Source organism: Ornithinibacillus massiliensis (assembly GCF_018310345.1).
GTDB lineage: Bacteria > Bacillota > Bacilli > Bacillales > Amphibacillaceae > Ornithinibacillus > Ornithinibacillus massiliensis.
Genome location: NZ_JAGXBY010000004.1, coordinates 156,425 through 174,009, shown reverse-complemented (window position 1 = coordinate 174,009; position 17,585 = coordinate 156,425). Strand labels below are relative to the sequence as shown.

Genomic DNA, 17,585 nt, shown 5'->3' with positions numbered 1-17,585 from the left:
TAGCACTTTAAAAGCAGTTTAGAACTTATTATTTTTATTTCGATTTTTTTATACTTCAGTTTCCAAATCTAAGAAATTACTAACCTTTTTCACATAATCAGTAATTGGATAGGCTTTGTATAGACGGCTTGATAATCGGATGGGATCTCCAAAGAAGTACCTTTCATATTGAGTTTGTCTCGTTCCAAATGAACTCATTGTCAGGTCCCAGGCTAACCTAAATATTTTCACTCGATCCTCTGCGTTTTTCGTTGCTGCTTGAAGGTACTGATTGAGATCGTCTCGGATGGGAGAATTAAATGCATTTTCCGTAGGCAAACCAACCAGTCCGCTAGCGCCAATTAATTGAATGATTTCGGTGAAGCGGGGATAAATTTTAGGGAAGATGTTATTGGCAACCTGAAGTGGAACGATATTCGGTCGCATTGTTCCCCATTGGTCCAATGCTGCATCATTTTCCGATTTCTCCAACAGTGCCTTTATTGTTTCAAGACCAATAATGATTTCTGACAGCTTTTCTTGTATATGTTGGTACTCGCTCACGTTAATGGTTTGTACTAAAAGCTCAGCAAGACCTAAAATTAATTCGGTTTTGACAATTTGTCTGGTCACTGCTTGGTGGGCCGTAAAAACGTGAAAAGAGCTTTGAAATAAGAAGTCTGTCGCTGCCATAGCATTGTCATAATAGAATACTCGATTCCACGGAACTAGAACATTGTCAAAAACAAGAATGGTATCCATTTCCTCAAATCGAGAGCTTAAGGGATGATTAAAAAGTGAATCTCCACCAATAAACGACTCTCTGCAAATAAATTTTAAACCGATAGTATCTGATGGAATGGAAAAAGCAAAAGCTTCCTCCTCATCTAACAAGAAAGCTGGATTACTGAAAACTAATACCTCGTCGGTTAATCCGCCTTGAGTAGCTAGGAGACGTGCTCCTTTAATAACAATTCCTTCTTCATTCCTACCAATCACCCGGGCGACAATCGGTTCTTCTTCAGAGGATTCTAAATATACCTCGGAACGATTTACTTGGGGTGAGACAAAGGTATGGGTGAATGAAAGGTCTTTTGTCATCGCTAATTTATATAAAGATTGAATATTTTCCGGAAAACAATTTACACGTCCACTCAATACAGGAGAAGAAGAGGCAAAACTCATCACAGCGGTATTGAGGTAATCGGGACTCCTTCCCATAAAACCACCAGTTTGTCTAGCCCAATGCTCAGCTGCCTTTCGCCTATTTAATAAGTCATCCTTCGTTTTGGGTTGTAAGAAGGATAGGCCGACAGAATCCCCTGTTTCTGGCGAAAGAAAAGTCATCTCATCTTTATATTTAGGATGATGCTGCATATCATATAAGGAAGCCTTAGTCTGAAGAACTCCTTTAAATACTGGGTGCTCAGAGATTTTCCCCTCAACTTTTTTCCCATCTAGCCAAATTTCAGTATCTAGCTGATTTAAGCGATTAATAAATTCCGTCCCATTAATAGCTCCCATAATAACACTCCTATATCCATTTGCTGTTAAATGCAGATTCATCTCTACTGTACTATTTTATTAGTCTGTTCCCTCGTCAGTTCCACTATTATCATTGGAAAAGCACTATAAGCTCATTGTGTTTGTTCATCTGATTTTAGCTAATTCCCAATAGCAGAAACCAAACTAAGAAGCTCAAGTAGTACTTCATAAGAGCAAAAAAGTAGTTAATACTATAAATATGTTGTTAAATTTTATACGTAATGGTTTTAAATAAAAATATAAGAGGGAGTTTATATAAATGAAAGCAATCATTATTAATAATTATGGCTCTATTAATGAATTAAAGGAGCAAGAGATACCAACACCCGAAATCGAGAATAATCAAGTTCTAGTCGAATTATATGCGACATCTATAAATCCAATAGACTGGAAGATGCGTTACGGATATTTGAAAGAGATGCTTCCATTTTCTTTCCCAATCATTTTAGGTTGGGATGCAGCTGGGATTGTAAAAGAAGTAGGAAAAGATGTGACAAGATTTAAGGTAGGGGACCGTGTCTTTGCTCGACCAGCAACAACTAACAAAGGAACATATGCTGAATATACAGCAGTAGATGAGGATTTACTGGCTCTAATTCCCGATAACATAACATTTGAAGAGGCTGCAGCAGTTCCACTTGCAGGTGAGACCGCATGGCAATGTCTGGTTGATTTTTCAAATATAAAAGCAGGAGATAAAGTTTTAATACATGCAGGTGCTGGTGGTGTTGGGAGTTATGCAATTCAGTTTGCTAAGCATTTTGGTGCGTATGTGGCTTCTACTGCCAGTGAAAAAAACAAAGAATTGTTAAATGAATTAGGTGTTGACCAATTTATTAATTATAAAGAACAAGACTTTTCGGACGTCTTATCCGATTACGATATCGTGCTGGATACAATGGGTGGAGAAATAATGAATAAGAGCTTCGATGTGTTAAAGGAAGGTGGAAAGCTCGTATCAATTGCAGGCACGCCAAGCGAGGAAAGGGCAAAGGAGAAAGGGATAAAAGCTGGTTCCTACTGGCTTGATCCCAGTGGAAAACAGCTTGCTGAAATTGCAGATATAATGGAACGCGGTATTGTTAAATCAATCATCGGACACGTTATGCCATTTACAGAAGCTGGTTTAAAGGAAGCCCATCAATTAAGTGAGACACATCATGCAAAAGGAAAGATCGTTATTAAGATAAAATAATTAAGGATACATGTTCCGTCTATAAAATGCTTTTTATACAATAACAATGGATTTACCCTTTCAAACACGTATAAAAAAAGCTAATGTCACTATTGTTGCTGACATTAGCTTTTTTCGTTGTCACTGAAAATTTGATTATTAGATAGAATTTTATACAAAATTTAGAAACCTATGATACACTCTTTGAAAAAGGAACCTCATATTTACATAAAAGTATATGGAATATAGGTGTAATATTTTTTAGAATGGGTGAGTTGAAAAGTGAACATAAGAAAACCAAATGAGGTAGAAATTGAAAAGATATTAGCACTTTCTCCACAAGCGATATTTGAGGGAACTTTAGGTGAAACAGAACCAACGATGGAAAGAGCAAAACAACTGGTAGAACCTCTTCTAAAGAAGGGGTGTTATTATTTAATATCCACGGAAAACAATGTAATGACGGGGTGGATTCTTATAGGAGGAAGCAAAGACAATTTTTCTGGTAAGGCTTTCGGATTTATTTATGAATTATTTGTATTAGAGGAATATAGAGGTAAAGGTATTTCCAAACAATTAATTAAAACAGGTATGGAACAATTGAAACAAGAAGGATACTTCGAAATTCGTTTAAGCGTATTTGATGGAAATCCAGCAATGAAAATATATGAAAGCTTGGGCTTTGAAAACAGGACAATTACTATGAGTATTTCCTTATAAAATAAGGTTTTTTCATCAAAGATACTAAAATAGCAGGATGGTTGTATAATCTAGTTAAACTACAGATAATAAGAGGAGCTTTATAAAAAAGTGGATGGGGTAAATACCCGTCCACTTTTTAAATTTGTATTCTTTTCTTCAGTGACACCACTAATGTTTAGATGTGGAAATATATGGAGATAGATTGGATGTAGATACGTTCTATTCCAAATTGTTACATTGACAGATTATCAAATAAATATGTTATAATTAGTACCAGGTATTAATATTAGATACTAAAATGAGGTGAACACATGATTGGGGCAAGAATAACGGCTATTGGAACATATGTGCCAGAAAAACGACTAACTAATTTTGAATTGGAGCAAATGGTCGAAACGAATAATGAATGGATTGTTCAAAGGACAGGAATTCACGAGCGTAGAATATCACGTTCTGATGAATTCACGAGTGATTTATGTGTATCTGCCATAAAAGATTTAATGCAAAGGTATGATAAAAAAGTCGATGATGTAGATATGATTATCGTTGCAACAAGTACACCAGACTTTCCATTTCCATCTGTCTCAAGCATCATACAAGACCGATTAAATATCTCGCAAACAGGTGCTTTGGATTTGAGTGCCGCTTGTGCTGGATTTGTTTACGGATTGCATACAGCACATACCTATATAGCGTCTGGACTGCACAAAAAGGTTCTTGTCGTAGGAGCGGAAACGTTATCGAAAATCACCGATTATACCGATAGAAGCACATGTGTATTATTTGGTGATGGTGCAGGAGCGGTATTGATTGAAAGCGATGAGAAACAAAACAGTTTCATGGGGTTCCATTTAGGAAGTGATGGAAGTGGAGCTCAACATGTATACCGTACTGGGCTATCAAACAAGGTTAATGGGATTGAGTTAATCGATACACAATACCTTGTGCAAAATGGTAGAGAAGTTTTTCGCTGGGTTACAAGAAATGTTCCAGAAAATATTAGACAGTTGTTAGAGAAGTCACAGATGCGTTTGGATGAGGTAGATTGGTTGATTCCCCATAGTGCTAACTTACGGTTGATAGAACCAATTTGTGAAAAATTAGATTTCCCATTGGAAAAAGCGCTTTACAGCTTGGTCAAGTTTGGAAATACATCAGCAGCAACCATACCTTTAGCGCTTGATCTAGGCCTAAGGGAAGGAAAGGTCAAAAATGGAGATCGCGTTTTGATGTATGGTTTTGGAGCGGGTTTAGTTCATGCAGGTCAACTTTTAGAAGTAAATTTTGACGAGCAGGTTAATACCCCTTTAGCATTGTGAGGACTTTTACTTACCAAAAAAGTGAGTACCTGTGATTATTAAAAGGTTGGGATTGAGAGTGGAAAATAGAGCAGTGGGAACAATGGTACTCAATCCTGATTATCTTGGATTCAATACAAATTGGGACCGGATACGATTGGAATCCAATCCCTTTCCTTGCAAATACAGTAGAACGATTATAGTATATAAATTGGGTAGAGATTATGTTTGAAATGATTGGTTGATGTTACGAAATGAACCATCATGGCAATCTTGGTTAGGATTAGGATAGGAACCCCTTTAACGACAAGGTTTTGAGGGGACTATTGGTAACCAACAATTTTACCCTTTAATTGAATAGGATTTTCTTCGGGGTCGGGTGCAATTCCCAACCGGCGGTGATGAGGGCAACCTCTTAGTCCGTGACCCGTGTTTAATAAGTGAACACGGTGGATTTGGTGAAATTCCAAAGCCGACAGTAAAAGTCTGGATGGGAGAAGAAAAGCGGAAATTGTTCAAAAAACTATTGGACTTTAGTTTTGTTGTGCACTGTTCTCCCCTGCCTAGATAAGCAGGGGATTTTTTTACAATGGAGAACGATAACTGAAGGGAGGAATAGTGTTCTACTAACATTATATGTGTATCTCTCTAGCATAAAAAACAACTCGGTAGAGCAGTAAAGAGACCAAATACTATAAGCATAGAGTTTTGGTGATATAGATATCATTTACGCAAACTCCATTTGTAAAGTTGAACTAGGCATATCATTAGTTAGAAATATCGCAGTAAACATTACGGAAAGAAAATGGATATTCTGGCAGAATTCACTATTAGTTTTTCTAACATATGTTTGAAGGACGCTGAATTGCTAGGAAAGACTCATTTTATTTCTTCAAAATAAAAACCTCTTCAATCACCAGAAGACCCCACGGTGAAAATCCCATTTACGTTATCTTTTTACGATTTAATTTTGGATTGTAATTTATGAATTTCTCCTTTTAGAGCAGCATAATGATGCTTCTTTGGTATGGAGTTAAATCGAAATTGTGTTTCTCTTATCCTTTCATTCTTAGGATTTTAATAATCCACCTCGCATTAAATGGAAGTTCGTTCGAGTAATGGGCTACCTAGAATTAAAAAGGGGAATACGGGACCTCTGTATAGGTAGAACATATCACGTTTCTAGAGGATGTTTTTTTAGGCGCGAGTTCATGAGTAGTCCAGAGTGCCGGCATAACGGCAGTGTAATTTAAAGAGGAGGAATAACGTTGTTCACTGGAATCATTGAGGAATTGGGAAGCATCGATGAAGTGAAAAAGCAGGGAGAAACGATTTCCCTTTCTATTAAAGCAAATAAAATAATGGAGGATATAAAACTGGGTGATAGTATTGCAATCAATGGTGTTTGTTTAACCGTAACGGATATTCATAATAATCGTTTCTTTGCTGATGTTATGCCTGAAACCTTCCATACAACCACATTAGCTAATCTGCAAAAAGGAACTTCAGTCAACCTTGAGAGAGCAATGCGTGCAGATAGCCGATTTGGGGGACATATTGTAACCGGGCATGTCGATACTATTGGGAAAATAACGAAAAGAGAGCGAAGACAGAACGCAATCTATATTGATATTTCGCTACTGCCTAACCTCAAGCATGTTGTCTTGTTAAAAGGATCGATAGCAATTGACGGTATTTCTCTAACTGTTTTTAATAAAGCAGATACTAGTGTAACAGTTTCCATTATACCGCATACAGCGAATGAAACGGTACTCGGTAAAAAAAGAGTAGGAGAGGACGTAAATATAGAATTTGATGTTATTGGCAAATACATCTACTCGATTGTTGGGACTAAGGAATCCGTCCTTCCACCCAATACTATTTCAAATGAGTTTCTGAAAGAGCATGGATTTAGCTGATCGGAAAGCCGCCAGTCCCTTATGGGGAATGGGAGTAGGTGGGGATAACGGATTAATGTGATCAGTGCCCTTTTACCGGAATGAAAGCAGGAGAAGGTAACAGAGAAGGTTGATCAGTGCCCTTTTACGGAGTGGAAGCGGGAAAAGGTAACAGAGAATTGATATCAGTGCCCTTTGACAGGAAAGGAAGCTGGAAAAGGTAACAGAGCAGGCTGATCAGTGCCCTTTTGCAGGAACGGAAACAGGAAAAGGTAACAGAGCAGGCTAATCAGTGCCCTTTTACTGGATTGGAAACAGGAAAAGGTAACAGAGCAGGCTGATCAGTGCCCTTTTGCAGGAACGGAAACAGGAAAAGGTGACAGAGGAGTGATATCAGTGCCCTTTTACCGGAATGAAAGCAAGAAAAGGTAACAGAAAAGGGTGATCACCCTTTACTGGAAAAGAAACAGAATCATAATCACAGCCTTTTATAGGAAGTTGAAGCAGAAAAAGGTAACAGAAAAACATAATCAGCTCGGATGGATGAAGAGAGGAGAAGGAAAATGTTTCACAAAGTCGAAGAAGCATTGGAAGATTTAAGGGCAGGAAAAGTCATCATAGTATGTGATGATGAAAATAGAGAGAACGAAGGCGATTTTATAGGATTAGCGGAGTTTGTATCTCCAGAGATGATAAATTTTATGGCAAAAGAGGGAAGAGGGCTCATTTGTGCTCCTGTTGCGGAAGCGTTGGCTCAGAAATTGGCGTTGAAGCCAATGGTAGATAAGAATACGGATCATTATGAAACAGCTTTTACCGTTAGTATTGACCATGTTCAGACAACAACTGGAATAAGTGCTGGGGAAAGGGCGTTAACTATAAAAAAATTGCTACAAGAGGATTCGTGTCCTGCTGATTTCAAAAGACCTGGGCATGTTTTTCCTTTAATTGCAAAAGCAGGTGGAGTATTAGAACGTGCGGGGCATACAGAGGCGGCGATTGATTTAGCGAGATTAGCGGGTGCAGAACCAGCAGGTGTAATTTGCGAAATTATGAATGATGATGGAACAATGGCTCGTGTTCCAGATTTGGAAAGAATCGCTGCGAAATTCGCTATTAAATTAATCACAATTGAAGCTCTCATTCAATATCGGTTAAAAATCGATACAGATAGTAAGCGAGTAGAATTTTAATAGACCAATTAAACTAACTTAATGGAGGAAATGGACAAATGAAACAGGTTGTTGAAGGTAATTTAGTCGGGAAAGATATAAAAGTTGGTATTATCATTGCTAGGTTTAATGAATTTATCACTAGTAGATTGCTTAGTGGAGCGGAAGATGCGTTAAGAAGACATGGAGTAAACGAAGCTGATATAACTCAAGTCTGGGTTCCAGGTGCATTCGAAATATCGATTGCTTCTAAAAAGCTAGCGGAAAAAGGGGAATATGATGCAATCATTACATTAGGAGCCGTAATCCGGGGAGCTACACCTCACTTTGAATATGTAAGTAATGAAACAGCAAAAGGCATTGCTAGTATAAGTTTGCAAACAGGAGTCCCTATCATATTTGGGATATTAACGACGGATACGATCGAACAAGCAATTGAGCGTGCAGGAACAAAAGCGGGGAACAAAGGATATGAAGCGGCGGTTAATGCGATTGAAATGGCCAATTTGTTTAAAGCTATGGAACAGTAGTAATTTTAGGGGCAGCGATATGCTGCCCTCTTCTACGTTTACAATTCTTCTTTTTTCACCTTCCTATATTATTTTCACCTCAGGAAACTCTTTTAGAAGGTTGTTACAATGCTTCTACTAGTCTATTTCATTGCTATAGACCCACTCGAATTTATTTGATATATTAATAATCCATTAATGAAAGGAAGGGTCATTGTAATGTTGAGAACACCTCGTATTGCCTTTTTATCGGTTATCAGCAACAGCTTTGTCGTGCTGTTAAAATTAATAGTTGGCGTAATCACAGGTTCTGTAGCCGTCATATCGGAAGCAATCCATTCTTCTTTAGATCTATTAGCATCGCTAATAGCATTTATATCGGTTAGAATATCTGGAAAACCAGCTGATAAGGAGCATCCCTTTGGGCACGGAAAAGTAGAAAACATCTCAGGAACGATTGAGACGCTTCTAATTTTTGTTGCCGGAATCTGGATAATTTACGAATGTATTCATAAACTTATATATCCTGAAGCTATAAAATTTCCTTTCCTTGCAGTAGCGGTAATGCTAGTTGGAGCGATTGTCAATTTCATTGTTTCTAGAATAGTAAAGAAAGAGGCTGATAGAGTTAATTCTATTGCGATGAAATCAAATGCTTTCCATCTTCTTACAGACGTTTATACATCATTAGGTGTGGCAGCGGGACTATTTTTGGTTTACTTAACAGATTGGCATATTCTTGATCCGATAATAGGCATTGCGTTAGCACTTTATATCATGTTTGAAGCAGTAAAATTAATGAAAGAGGCGTTTCCACCGCTGCTTGATGCTAAACTGAATCAAATAGAAGAAGAAAAGATTTTAGACATCATTCATAAATATCAAGATCAATTTCTTGAAATACATGATTTTAAAACTAGAAGATCAGGTCCAAATGAATATATTGAATTTCACATGGTAGTTCTTTCCCATAAAACGGTCGAAACCATACATGAATTGTGCGATAAAATAGAACATGATATTCAAACGGAATTTGAAAATTCACATGTTCTTATTCATGTTGAGCCTGAAACAGAATTACAATAAAAAATAGTAAGGAAGTTATAAGCTTTAAAAGGAAGCTATAGATTATGAAATGCTAGATGAATATAGTCAAAGTTAAAAACTGCAATAAGAAAGCAAGGTGATCATGGATGGTCACCTTTTTCTTTTGGCAATATTATTTAAATTAGTATCTGTTAAAAAGGTCATCTACAAACAGTGGAGAGAGCTAAAGAAGGAACATTTGTTAAAATGATTTCGTCATATAATTACGAAATCGTTGATGAAGGCAAAAGGACTATTTTTAATCCATAATAGCTCACAGCTACTATGTAGAAGGAGGGATACGGTATGAAAAAGTATCTATTTTTAATCGTAACGTTACTATTAGTTGTTAGCGGGTGTACGGAAAAAGAAATAAAGTTAAGTGAGAATGCTAACATTGCCAAAAGCTATTTAGAACAGAGCGGTTATCAAGTTATTTCCTTTGAGGGGGAGAGTAGTCAGGAATTTAAAAGAAAGGATCTATTTACTTCCCCTAACCTAGAATTTTGGTCTGTTCAATATATGGAACCTGATGAATATTTTGATAAGGAGATAAATACTGTGGCATTTATCGTAGAAAACCATCCATTAGATAACATCTTTGAAATGGGGAAAACTAAAGTAACGGTTTGGATAGTTGATAATGAAGTAATTGGCGGTTGGTCCTCCCCAATTTCAAAGAATCATGATGAAGTAGGTTCCCCCTATCCTTTGGATGGTAAGACCGTGGAAGAAGTAAAAGGAGATCATTCAGATTGGTTAGAGGAATGGAAAAACAAATACAAAGATTAAATAAGGTGCGATGATCAGGCAAGGTGGTTAAGATTAAATCGCCTTTTTCTTTGTTTCATAAGCTTATTTTTCTTATGTGATTATCTTAAATCACTATAAGGGTAAGTAATTTTTGCCTAGCTTTGCTCATTAATATGTTTGAAAGTGAGCATATTATTTAGTATAAATACGTTTCTCTATATATAATAGTAAACATTCCTTTTAAACTGTCTTACCCGAAATACACAAACTAGATACTAAATAAGATAGGAGATTATTATGACATCAAAGACAAAACTACCAACGTATAAGATTTATATAAATGGTGAATGGAGAGAAAGTAGTTCCGGACAGACTATCGATATACAGTCCCCGTATCTTCCAGAAACATTAGGTAAAGTTCAATCGATAACACAAGATGAAGTCGATGAAATAATAAGTTTCGCTCAAGCAGCTCAAAAAGATTGGGCAGAGGTCTCACTTCAGGATCGTGCGAAATACTTATATAGATGGGCTGATGAATTAGTCAATATGCAAGATGAACTTGCAGAAATTATTATGAAAGAAGTTGGGAAAGGCGCTAATGATGCTAAGAAAGAGGTAGTACGTACAGCTGACTTTATCCGCTATACAGTTGAAGAAGCGCTTCATATGCATGGAGAAAGTATGTTGGGAGACAGTTTTCCAGGAGGATCTAAGTCGAAGATTGCAATTATAAACCGTGTTCCACGTGGTGTTGTTCTTGCAATTTCTCCGTTTAATTATCCTGTAAATCTATCAGCTGCTAAAATTGCACCAGCATTAATGGCTGGAAATGCAGTTGTCTTTAAACCAGCTACACAGGGAGCTCTAAGTGGTACTAAGATGATTGAAGCCCTAGATAAAGCTGGATTGCCTAAAGGTTTATTAGGATTAGTAACTGGCCGTGGATCCGTCATTGGTGATTATTTAGTGGAGCATAAAGGGATAAACATGATTTCCTTTACTGGTGGAACAAACACTGGTGTACAGCTTGCCAAAAAAGCAACTATGGTTCCATTAGTACTTGAACTAGGTGGAAAAGACCCTGGAATTGTTCGGGAAGATGCCGATTTACAGGAAGCTGCAAAGCATATTATTAGTGGAGCTTTTTCTTACTCAGGACAACGTTGTACAGCAATCAAACGTGTATTAGTTCATGATAGTGTAGCGGATGAGCTTGTTGCCTTGTTAAAAGAGCAAGTTGAAAAGCTATCAGTAGGATCTCCGGAAGAAAATAATGTAATTGTTCCATTAATCAATGATAAATCTGCAGATTTCGTTCAGCATTTAGTAGATGATGCTGTAGAAAAGGGAGCAACAGTAGTAGCGGGGAATAAAAGAGAGGGTAATTTAATTTATCCAACCCTACTAGATCAAGTGACAGAAGAAATGGAGGTTGCTTGGGAAGAGCCATTCGGCCCAATTCTTCCAATTATACGCGTTTCTTCTGATGAAGAAGCTATCCGTATTGCAAATGAATCCGAATTTGGTTTACAGGCAAGTGTCTTTACGAAGGATATTAATCGAGCATTTGCTATTGCTAACCGAATTGAAGCAGGCTCTGTTCAAATCAATGGTCGTACTGAACGCGGCCCAGACCACTTCCCATTCATTGGTGTTAAAGGATCTGGTATGGGAGCACAAGGTATTCGTAAGAGCTTAGAATCAATGACACAGGAAAAAGTTACTGTATTAAATATAGTAGAATAATTCTAAGGTGAACCAAGACCAGGGAAAATACCCTGGTCTTTAAACTAATTTAAACTACTAAATAGCATTAAAGGAAAATAGTTCAGGTAGTTATTGACTAGTTGAAGACGGGAATATGGTAAAATAAAGCTGGTAACAAAAATCTAAGTTATAAGACTGTTTACAACCAGTCGTGATAAAATTGATTATTGAAATCAAAGGTTATGGTATTCAAGTTTTACTTACCGGGAAAAAGTGTTCCATACAACAATTGAAACATAACTATTTTCTAGCAAAAGAATTATGTTATGAGATTATGGACCTTCCTAATGTGTTTTGTAGGCTTCATGGTTTTGAACAAATTCCATGACAATTAAATGACAGTTGATTTTGTAATTGATATCGATACGAAAAGAATTTATTCCCCATCTTATTAAGCTAGTTGATCGAGTAGTGATTAATCTGAAAGGTGCTGGGACTAAACGATCAATGAAATAGTAAATGGATATCCTTGTTGACAAATTTTCCAATTCGATATACGCTAATATATATTGTAAAAGCATAATTCTAACTTAATTAGGGCTTTAGCATTTTATTAATGTTGATTAATATTGATTAGATGAAAAAGCTTCCTAAGTATAAGAATAAGAAAAATAATTTAAATCGGTATAATTTGATTTAGACTGATTTTTATTTTGAACATAACTTAATCCACCTTAAAAGGTTGCTCTTCAAAAAACTTTATTGAAGTTAGTTGAAGTGAAACCGACAATTATCAAAACTCAATGATAGTAAACCATCATTGAGGTTTTGAAGTTGTCGGTTTTTTTTATTGTAATAATAAGATTACTCATATGAACTAATTTTTAAATACTGGGAGAATTTTTTATGATAGTTTCACTAAATTCGTTATCATCGTTATCCATATTTCTCATTTTGCTTACTTTCTCTGGGGTTAGTGCACTATTGTTATTACATCCACGAGTACCATTACGTTTTGTTCGCATTCATATAGGTGTTGTTGCTTTACCGCCATTGTTCTCGCTATTGACTCTTTTAAACACTACTAATCCCAATTTGAATGGTATAGTGGGGCTTTGGTCATTGGACTCCTTAGCTTGGCTAATGGCTTTCTTTGTTCTTTCCATTGGTTTAATCATTCAGCGTTTTTCTGAACGCTACTTAATGGGAGATCGCCATTATCGTAAGTATTTCACGCTTTTTACATTCACTACAAGTGCTGCCGCTATTACATGGCTAAGTGGGGATCTCCGCTTAATGGTTATTTCTTGGGGAGTAACGCTCATCGGTTTAACCTTACTGATAAGGCTAAACAGTAGCTGGAAAGTAGCTAGATCAGCAGCAAGGGTTTCTGCTCGTATATTTACGTTAAGCTGGTTCGCCCTGTTATTCGCAGTGATTTGGCTATTTTATACCACAGGTCAATGGCAGTTATCGGTCGTTCTAACGAATGACAATTTAGCTCTACTTGGTGCATGGGAGAAAACTGGGATTAACTTATTGATTGTATTAGCAGTGATAATTCCTGCAGCTCAGTGGCCTTTCCAAAGATGGTTAGTCGAGTCAGTTGTCGCACCAACTCCTGTTTCTGCAATCATGCATGCAGGTTTAGTAAATGCAGGTGGAATTATCTTAACTCGATTTTCGCCTCTTTTTAACGGTGATGTCGCTTCGATAGTGTTACTCATTTTCGCAAGTATTTCTGTATTGATTGGATCAGGAATCAGTTTAGTGCAAGTTGACTATAAACGTCAGTTAGTAGGTTCCACAATTGGACAGATGGGTTTTATGCTTATTCAATGTGCATTAGGAGCGTATATAGCCGCTATTATTCATCTTGTTTTGCATGGGTTGTTCAAAGCTACCCTGTTTTTACAGAGTGGTTCAGTAGTACGTCGTTCCGAGGATTCTCCTCTCATTAATGAAAGGTCCTCCAAATTATGGATCGTAGCTGGTTGGATCTTAGGTTTACTTGTAGCAGTAGCTTTTTGGCTAGTAGCTCCTGGAGATGGGTATCAATTGATTAGTGCGCTAATCTTAGGCTGGTCATTGTCTATTTCCTGGAAACAGCTTGTTGCTTATGGGAAGGGAAGAATGGGTAGAATTGCTGGCTTCTTCCTATTAGGAGGCGCGGCCTTCGTTTATTTTATCATGCATGACCTTTTCTATGAGCTGTTGTATACAACCGTTTTTCATAGTGCTCAACCTCCAATGCTGGTTGTCATCATCGTTGTATGTCTCTTACTATTTGGGACTGTTATCGGTACGCGGATTGCTCGTAATCCTTCTTCTGCTTCCTTCGCCGTACTTTATTTTTGGTTAATTCGCTTAGGTGAAGCAAAACCTAAATCAGTAGAAAGTCATCCAAGCTACCTGAAGCTATTTTTATCTGAAGGAGGGAATAAGTGATGGATGCAACATCCGTTTTAACAAAAGAAGTGGAAAATAATAAAGCTATAAATAATGACGGTAACGAACGTGATATGAATGATATGGTTGAATCAGCTAGTCGAGTAATTGCGCCCCTATGGCCTATTTCTAAGTTCGCAGCACGTAATCCTTGGATGGGACTGGAAAATCAACCTTTTCAACAAGTTGCGGACTGGTTAAAAGCTACCCGTGATGTTGATCTATACCCTAGTGCTAATTTGATTCTTGCGGCAAAGAATAATGGTGAGATTGATGAAGCCTTTGTGAAAGAGGGTTTAAAGCGTTGGCTTGATTCCAATTCCTTTAATATCCCACAGGATGTGAAAGAACGGTTTTGTCATGCAGCATTAAAATTAGACACATTACCTTCAGAACTTTTGACCTCACAAAAGTTGGAGAAATTGGCGAAGAACTTAAACGGACGGAATACAGGTAGTGCCGAAAATGCTCCTGTGCAACCAATAAGTTCACAACTAGAGAATCAAGATGGTGAGAGGTTAGAAACGATTCTTGACCATCATGTCATCAAGTGGTGTAAATTATTTCTTGATGTCTCTCAGGCAGGCTGGACAATGCCACATCGAGAGAAGGGATTCTATGGTGCATGGCGGCAACTCATTCAATATGACCCGGCACTTACTAAGAACCAGCGTAAAAGCTTGAAGGATTGGCCACAAGAAGCATCTGTGGCGTTACAGCATGCAGTATCCTTATTAGAAATTCCAAAAGAGAAGATCCAATCCTATTTGGAAGGTCATTTGCTATCACTACCTGGATGGGCGGGAATGATGCTATGGCGCTCCCGCCAATCGAACGATGAACAGACTCTATTAACAGAATATCTAGCAGTTCGTATTTCCATGGAGTACGCCCTTTTAAAGCCATATTTACCTTTGTCCATACAACAATTTGAGAAAAAAGCTTCCATTACTACCCTGATAGCATCTTGGATTCATTGGGGCGATCTTACCATGGAAGAATGGTCAACGATGTCAGCTGCTGAGCAAGCCGAATATTTATCGTTTGCTTACGAATTTGATGATAATGTTCGCAGAAAAATTTGGTTAGAAGCTTGGGAACAAACCTATACAGATCGATTAAGTCAGATGATTCGTTCGACACAACGTAAGATTAACGATAGAAAAAGTACCTTAGCTCAATTAGCATTCTGTATTGATGTGCGTTCAGAGCCTTTTCGTCGCCATCTTGAAAAAGAGGGTCCGTTTGAAACGATTGGAGTTGCCGGTTTTTTTAACTTACCAATTGCTACGAGTGAACTTGGAAGCGATCATAGTCATCCTTCTTTGCCGATTATACTGGAGCCTGAGCACCGAATAACAGAGTCTGCAGAAGCGAATGAATTTGAAACGTATCAACAACGGAAACAGACAATTAATTCCGTAAGCTATACCTTCAAAGAGATGAAACAGAATGTGTTTTCAAGCTTACTTTTACCTGAGCTAAGTGGGCCATGGCTTAGTCTACAAACAGTAGCACGTAGCTTTGTGCCAAAAAGTGCAGACCGTTTCCTTCGTAACCTACGTAAGACTTGGTTACGGAAACCGAATACAGAGCTTTCGATTAACCATGTTTGTCACACGGAAACAGAGCTGCCTATTGGTTTCTCAGAAGAAGAAAAGGTAATGTATGCGCGCAGGGCTCTACAAATGATGGGGCTAACAGAGAATTTTGCTCCATTAGTTGTCATATGTGGTCATGTTAGTCAAAGTATTAATAATCCTTATGCCGCTGCTCTTGACTGTGGCGCCTGTGGTGGTGCTTCAGGCGGATTCAATGCGAGGGTATTAGCTACTTTATGCAACCTTCCAGAAGTAAGAAAGCAGCTATCTTCCTCTGGAATTGAAATCCCTGAGGACACGGTCTTCGCAGCAGCTGAGCACAATACAACCGTGGATAAATTACAATGGATTTATGTTCCTGAACTTTCCGAAGCTGCACAAGAGGCATTTAATCGTATCGAAGCAGTTATGCCGAAGGTGAGCTATCATGTCAATGCAGAACGTCTAGCACAATTACCTCATCATTCTAAGCCCAAAAATCTACAGGCGGAGGTACAGCGGTTTGCGGAAGATTGGAGTGAAATCCGTCCAGAATGGGGATTAGCTCGAAATGCTTCCTTTATCATAGGTCAACGTGAACTAACACAGGAATGTGACCTAGAAGGTAGAGCCTTTCTTCATAATTATGATTGGCAGCAAGATGAAAGTGGTGAGGTCTTAGCTAATATCATTGCAGGACCTGGAACGGTGGCGCAAATGATTAATTTACAATACTACGCTTCAACTGTAGCACCTGATTATTATGGTAGTGGAAATAAAACGACTCAAACCGTTACTGCAGGTCTAGGTGTTATGCAGGGAAATGCAAGTGACTTGTTATCTGGCCTACCTTGGCAATCGGTAATGCAATCAGATTCTGAGGCTTATCATGCTCCACTGCGTTTGTTAATTGTCATTCAGGCACCGAGTGAATATGTAGAGCGATTAATAAATAATGATCCAGCATTCCGGGATAAAATCGAAAATGGATGGGTGAGACTTTCTAGTATTAGCCCAGATGGACATTGGAAAAACTGGTACTAAACGCTCGCATTGAGCAATTTTCTAAGCTCGTTATTCTATAAGGAATTCGGATGTGTTAGGAGATTTTGCTGAACTTATTTTAGGGTTAATTAATTTACGACGGAACGAATAATCTTGTAAGATAGATAGCATAACATGTTAAAAATTGTATGCAATAGGACAGTTTTTATTCGATAGGAGTTGTATAGGTATGAAACTATCGAAAGGTTCTTATGAATCTGAGATAAGTAAAGCAATCACACATTGGGAAAAGGACTTTCTAGGCCGCGGATCTGTTTCCGTGAAGACAGATATCGTACGTGATATGGTTATTGTAAATCTACAAGGTATTCTAACACCAGCTGAATATGCTGTTTGTGAAACAAAAGATGGCATGCTAACTATAAAGAATACGCGATCAGTACTAGTAGAATCAGGCATTGAAGAGCTTAAGGAAATCGTATTAACTATAACCGGAGAAAAAGTTAAAAGTTTCCATACGGATATTAGCACTCGTACAGGTGATCGTGTGATGGTATTTAAATTATTTAATGACCTTGAGAAAAATATTACAAAGTAATGATAGTAAATTTATATTTTAATTATTTTAAAAGGTCATGTATTTTTAGCAAGGAAAGGTTGCTTGAAAGATAAGATGCTTTCATTCATGAATTGAATAATTAAGGTAACGTGTGCAGAGTCAAACAA

At 37.6% G+C, this 17,585-nt stretch carries 13 protein-coding genes, 1 pseudogene and 1 riboswitch; of the genes and pseudogenes, 13 read left to right on the top strand and 1 reads right to left on the bottom strand.

Annotated elements, in window-relative coordinates:
* Positions 1-48: 48 nt before the first annotated feature.
* Positions 49-1,503 carry a 4-hydroxyphenylacetate 3-monooxygenase, oxygenase component gene (gene hpaB / locus KGF86_RS12985; protein ID WP_211742132.1) on the bottom strand — a complete coding sequence of 485 codons (1,455 nt, stop codon included), beginning with the start codon at positions 1,501-1,503 and terminating at the stop codon, positions 49-51.
* Between the two features lie 280 nt (positions 1,504-1,783).
* Here hpaB and KGF86_RS12980 point away from each other — a divergent pair, with 280 nt between their 5' ends.
* From KGF86_RS12980 to KGF86_RS12920, 13 genes and pseudogenes are all read left to right on the top strand, one after another.
* Positions 1,784-2,719 (top strand): NADP-dependent oxidoreductase, encoded by a 936-nt coding sequence (locus KGF86_RS12980; protein ID WP_211742131.1) that lies wholly within the window; start codon positions 1,784-1,786, stop codon positions 2,717-2,719.
* 261 nt (positions 2,720-2,980) lie between these two features.
* Positions 2,981-3,418 (top strand): GNAT family N-acetyltransferase, encoded by a 438-nt coding sequence (locus KGF86_RS12975; RefSeq protein ID WP_211742130.1) that lies wholly within the window; start codon positions 2,981-2,983, stop codon positions 3,416-3,418.
* Between the two features lie 293 nt (positions 3,419-3,711).
* The gene (locus KGF86_RS12970; RefSeq protein ID WP_211742129.1) at positions 3,712-4,719 is read left to right on the top strand and encodes a ketoacyl-ACP synthase III; all 1,008 of its coding nucleotides are present in this window, start codon (positions 3,712-3,714) and stop codon (positions 4,717-4,719) included.
* Positions 4,720-5,059: 340 nt separating this feature from the next.
* Positions 5,060-5,204, top strand: a riboswitch (FMN riboswitch).
* Positions 5,205-5,966: 762 nt separating this feature from the next.
* The gene (gene ribE, locus KGF86_RS12965; RefSeq protein WP_186868982.1) at positions 5,967-6,617 is read left to right on the top strand and encodes a riboflavin synthase; all 651 of its coding nucleotides are present in this window, start codon (positions 5,967-5,969) and stop codon (positions 6,615-6,617) included.
* A gap of 542 nt (positions 6,618-7,159) precedes the next feature.
* Positions 7,160-7,765: pseudogene (ribB, locus tag KGF86_RS12960) on the top strand (3,4-dihydroxy-2-butanone-4-phosphate synthase); the annotation flags it as partial.
* Between the two features lie 62 nt (positions 7,766-7,827).
* Positions 7,828-8,298: a 6,7-dimethyl-8-ribityllumazine synthase gene (gene ribH / locus KGF86_RS12955; protein ID WP_186868980.1), complete on the top strand. Its 471-nt coding sequence runs from the start codon at positions 7,828-7,830 to the stop codon at positions 8,296-8,298.
* 198 nt (positions 8,299-8,496) lie between these two features.
* Positions 8,497-9,363 (top strand): cation diffusion facilitator family transporter, encoded by an 867-nt coding sequence (locus KGF86_RS12950; RefSeq protein WP_186868979.1) that lies wholly within the window; start codon positions 8,497-8,499, stop codon positions 9,361-9,363.
* A gap of 306 nt (positions 9,364-9,669) precedes the next feature.
* Positions 9,670-10,155, top strand: a complete 486-nt coding sequence (locus KGF86_RS12945) for a hypothetical protein (protein WP_211742128.1) — start codon at positions 9,670-9,672, stop codon at positions 10,153-10,155.
* A gap of 258 nt (positions 10,156-10,413) precedes the next feature.
* Positions 10,414-11,865 carry an NADP-dependent glyceraldehyde-3-phosphate dehydrogenase gene (locus KGF86_RS12940; protein WP_186868977.1) on the top strand — a complete coding sequence of 484 codons (1,452 nt, stop codon included), beginning with the start codon at positions 10,414-10,416 and terminating at the stop codon, positions 11,863-11,865.
* Between the two features lie 172 nt (positions 11,866-12,037).
* Positions 12,038-12,214: a hypothetical protein gene (locus KGF86_RS12935; protein WP_246521545.1), complete on the top strand. Its 177-nt coding sequence runs from the start codon at positions 12,038-12,040 to the stop codon at positions 12,212-12,214.
* 518 nt (positions 12,215-12,732) lie between these two features.
* On the top strand, positions 12,733-14,274 hold the full coding sequence (locus KGF86_RS12930) for an NADH dehydrogenase subunit 5 (RefSeq protein ID WP_211742127.1): 1,542 nt from the start codon (positions 12,733-12,735) through the stop codon (positions 14,272-14,274).
* Positions 14,274-16,898, top strand: coding sequence for a DUF2309 domain-containing protein (locus KGF86_RS12925; protein WP_211742126.1), 2,625 nt, complete (start codon positions 14,274-14,276; stop codon positions 16,896-16,898). Before KGF86_RS12930 ends, KGF86_RS12925 begins: the two co-directional genes overlap by 1 nt.
* Positions 16,899-17,088: 190 nt before the next feature.
* A complete protein-coding gene (locus KGF86_RS12920) occupies positions 17,089-17,457 on the top strand; it encodes a Na-translocating system protein MpsC family protein (RefSeq protein WP_211742125.1) in 369 nt (122 codons plus the stop codon).
* Positions 17,458-17,585: the final 128 nt, after the last annotated feature.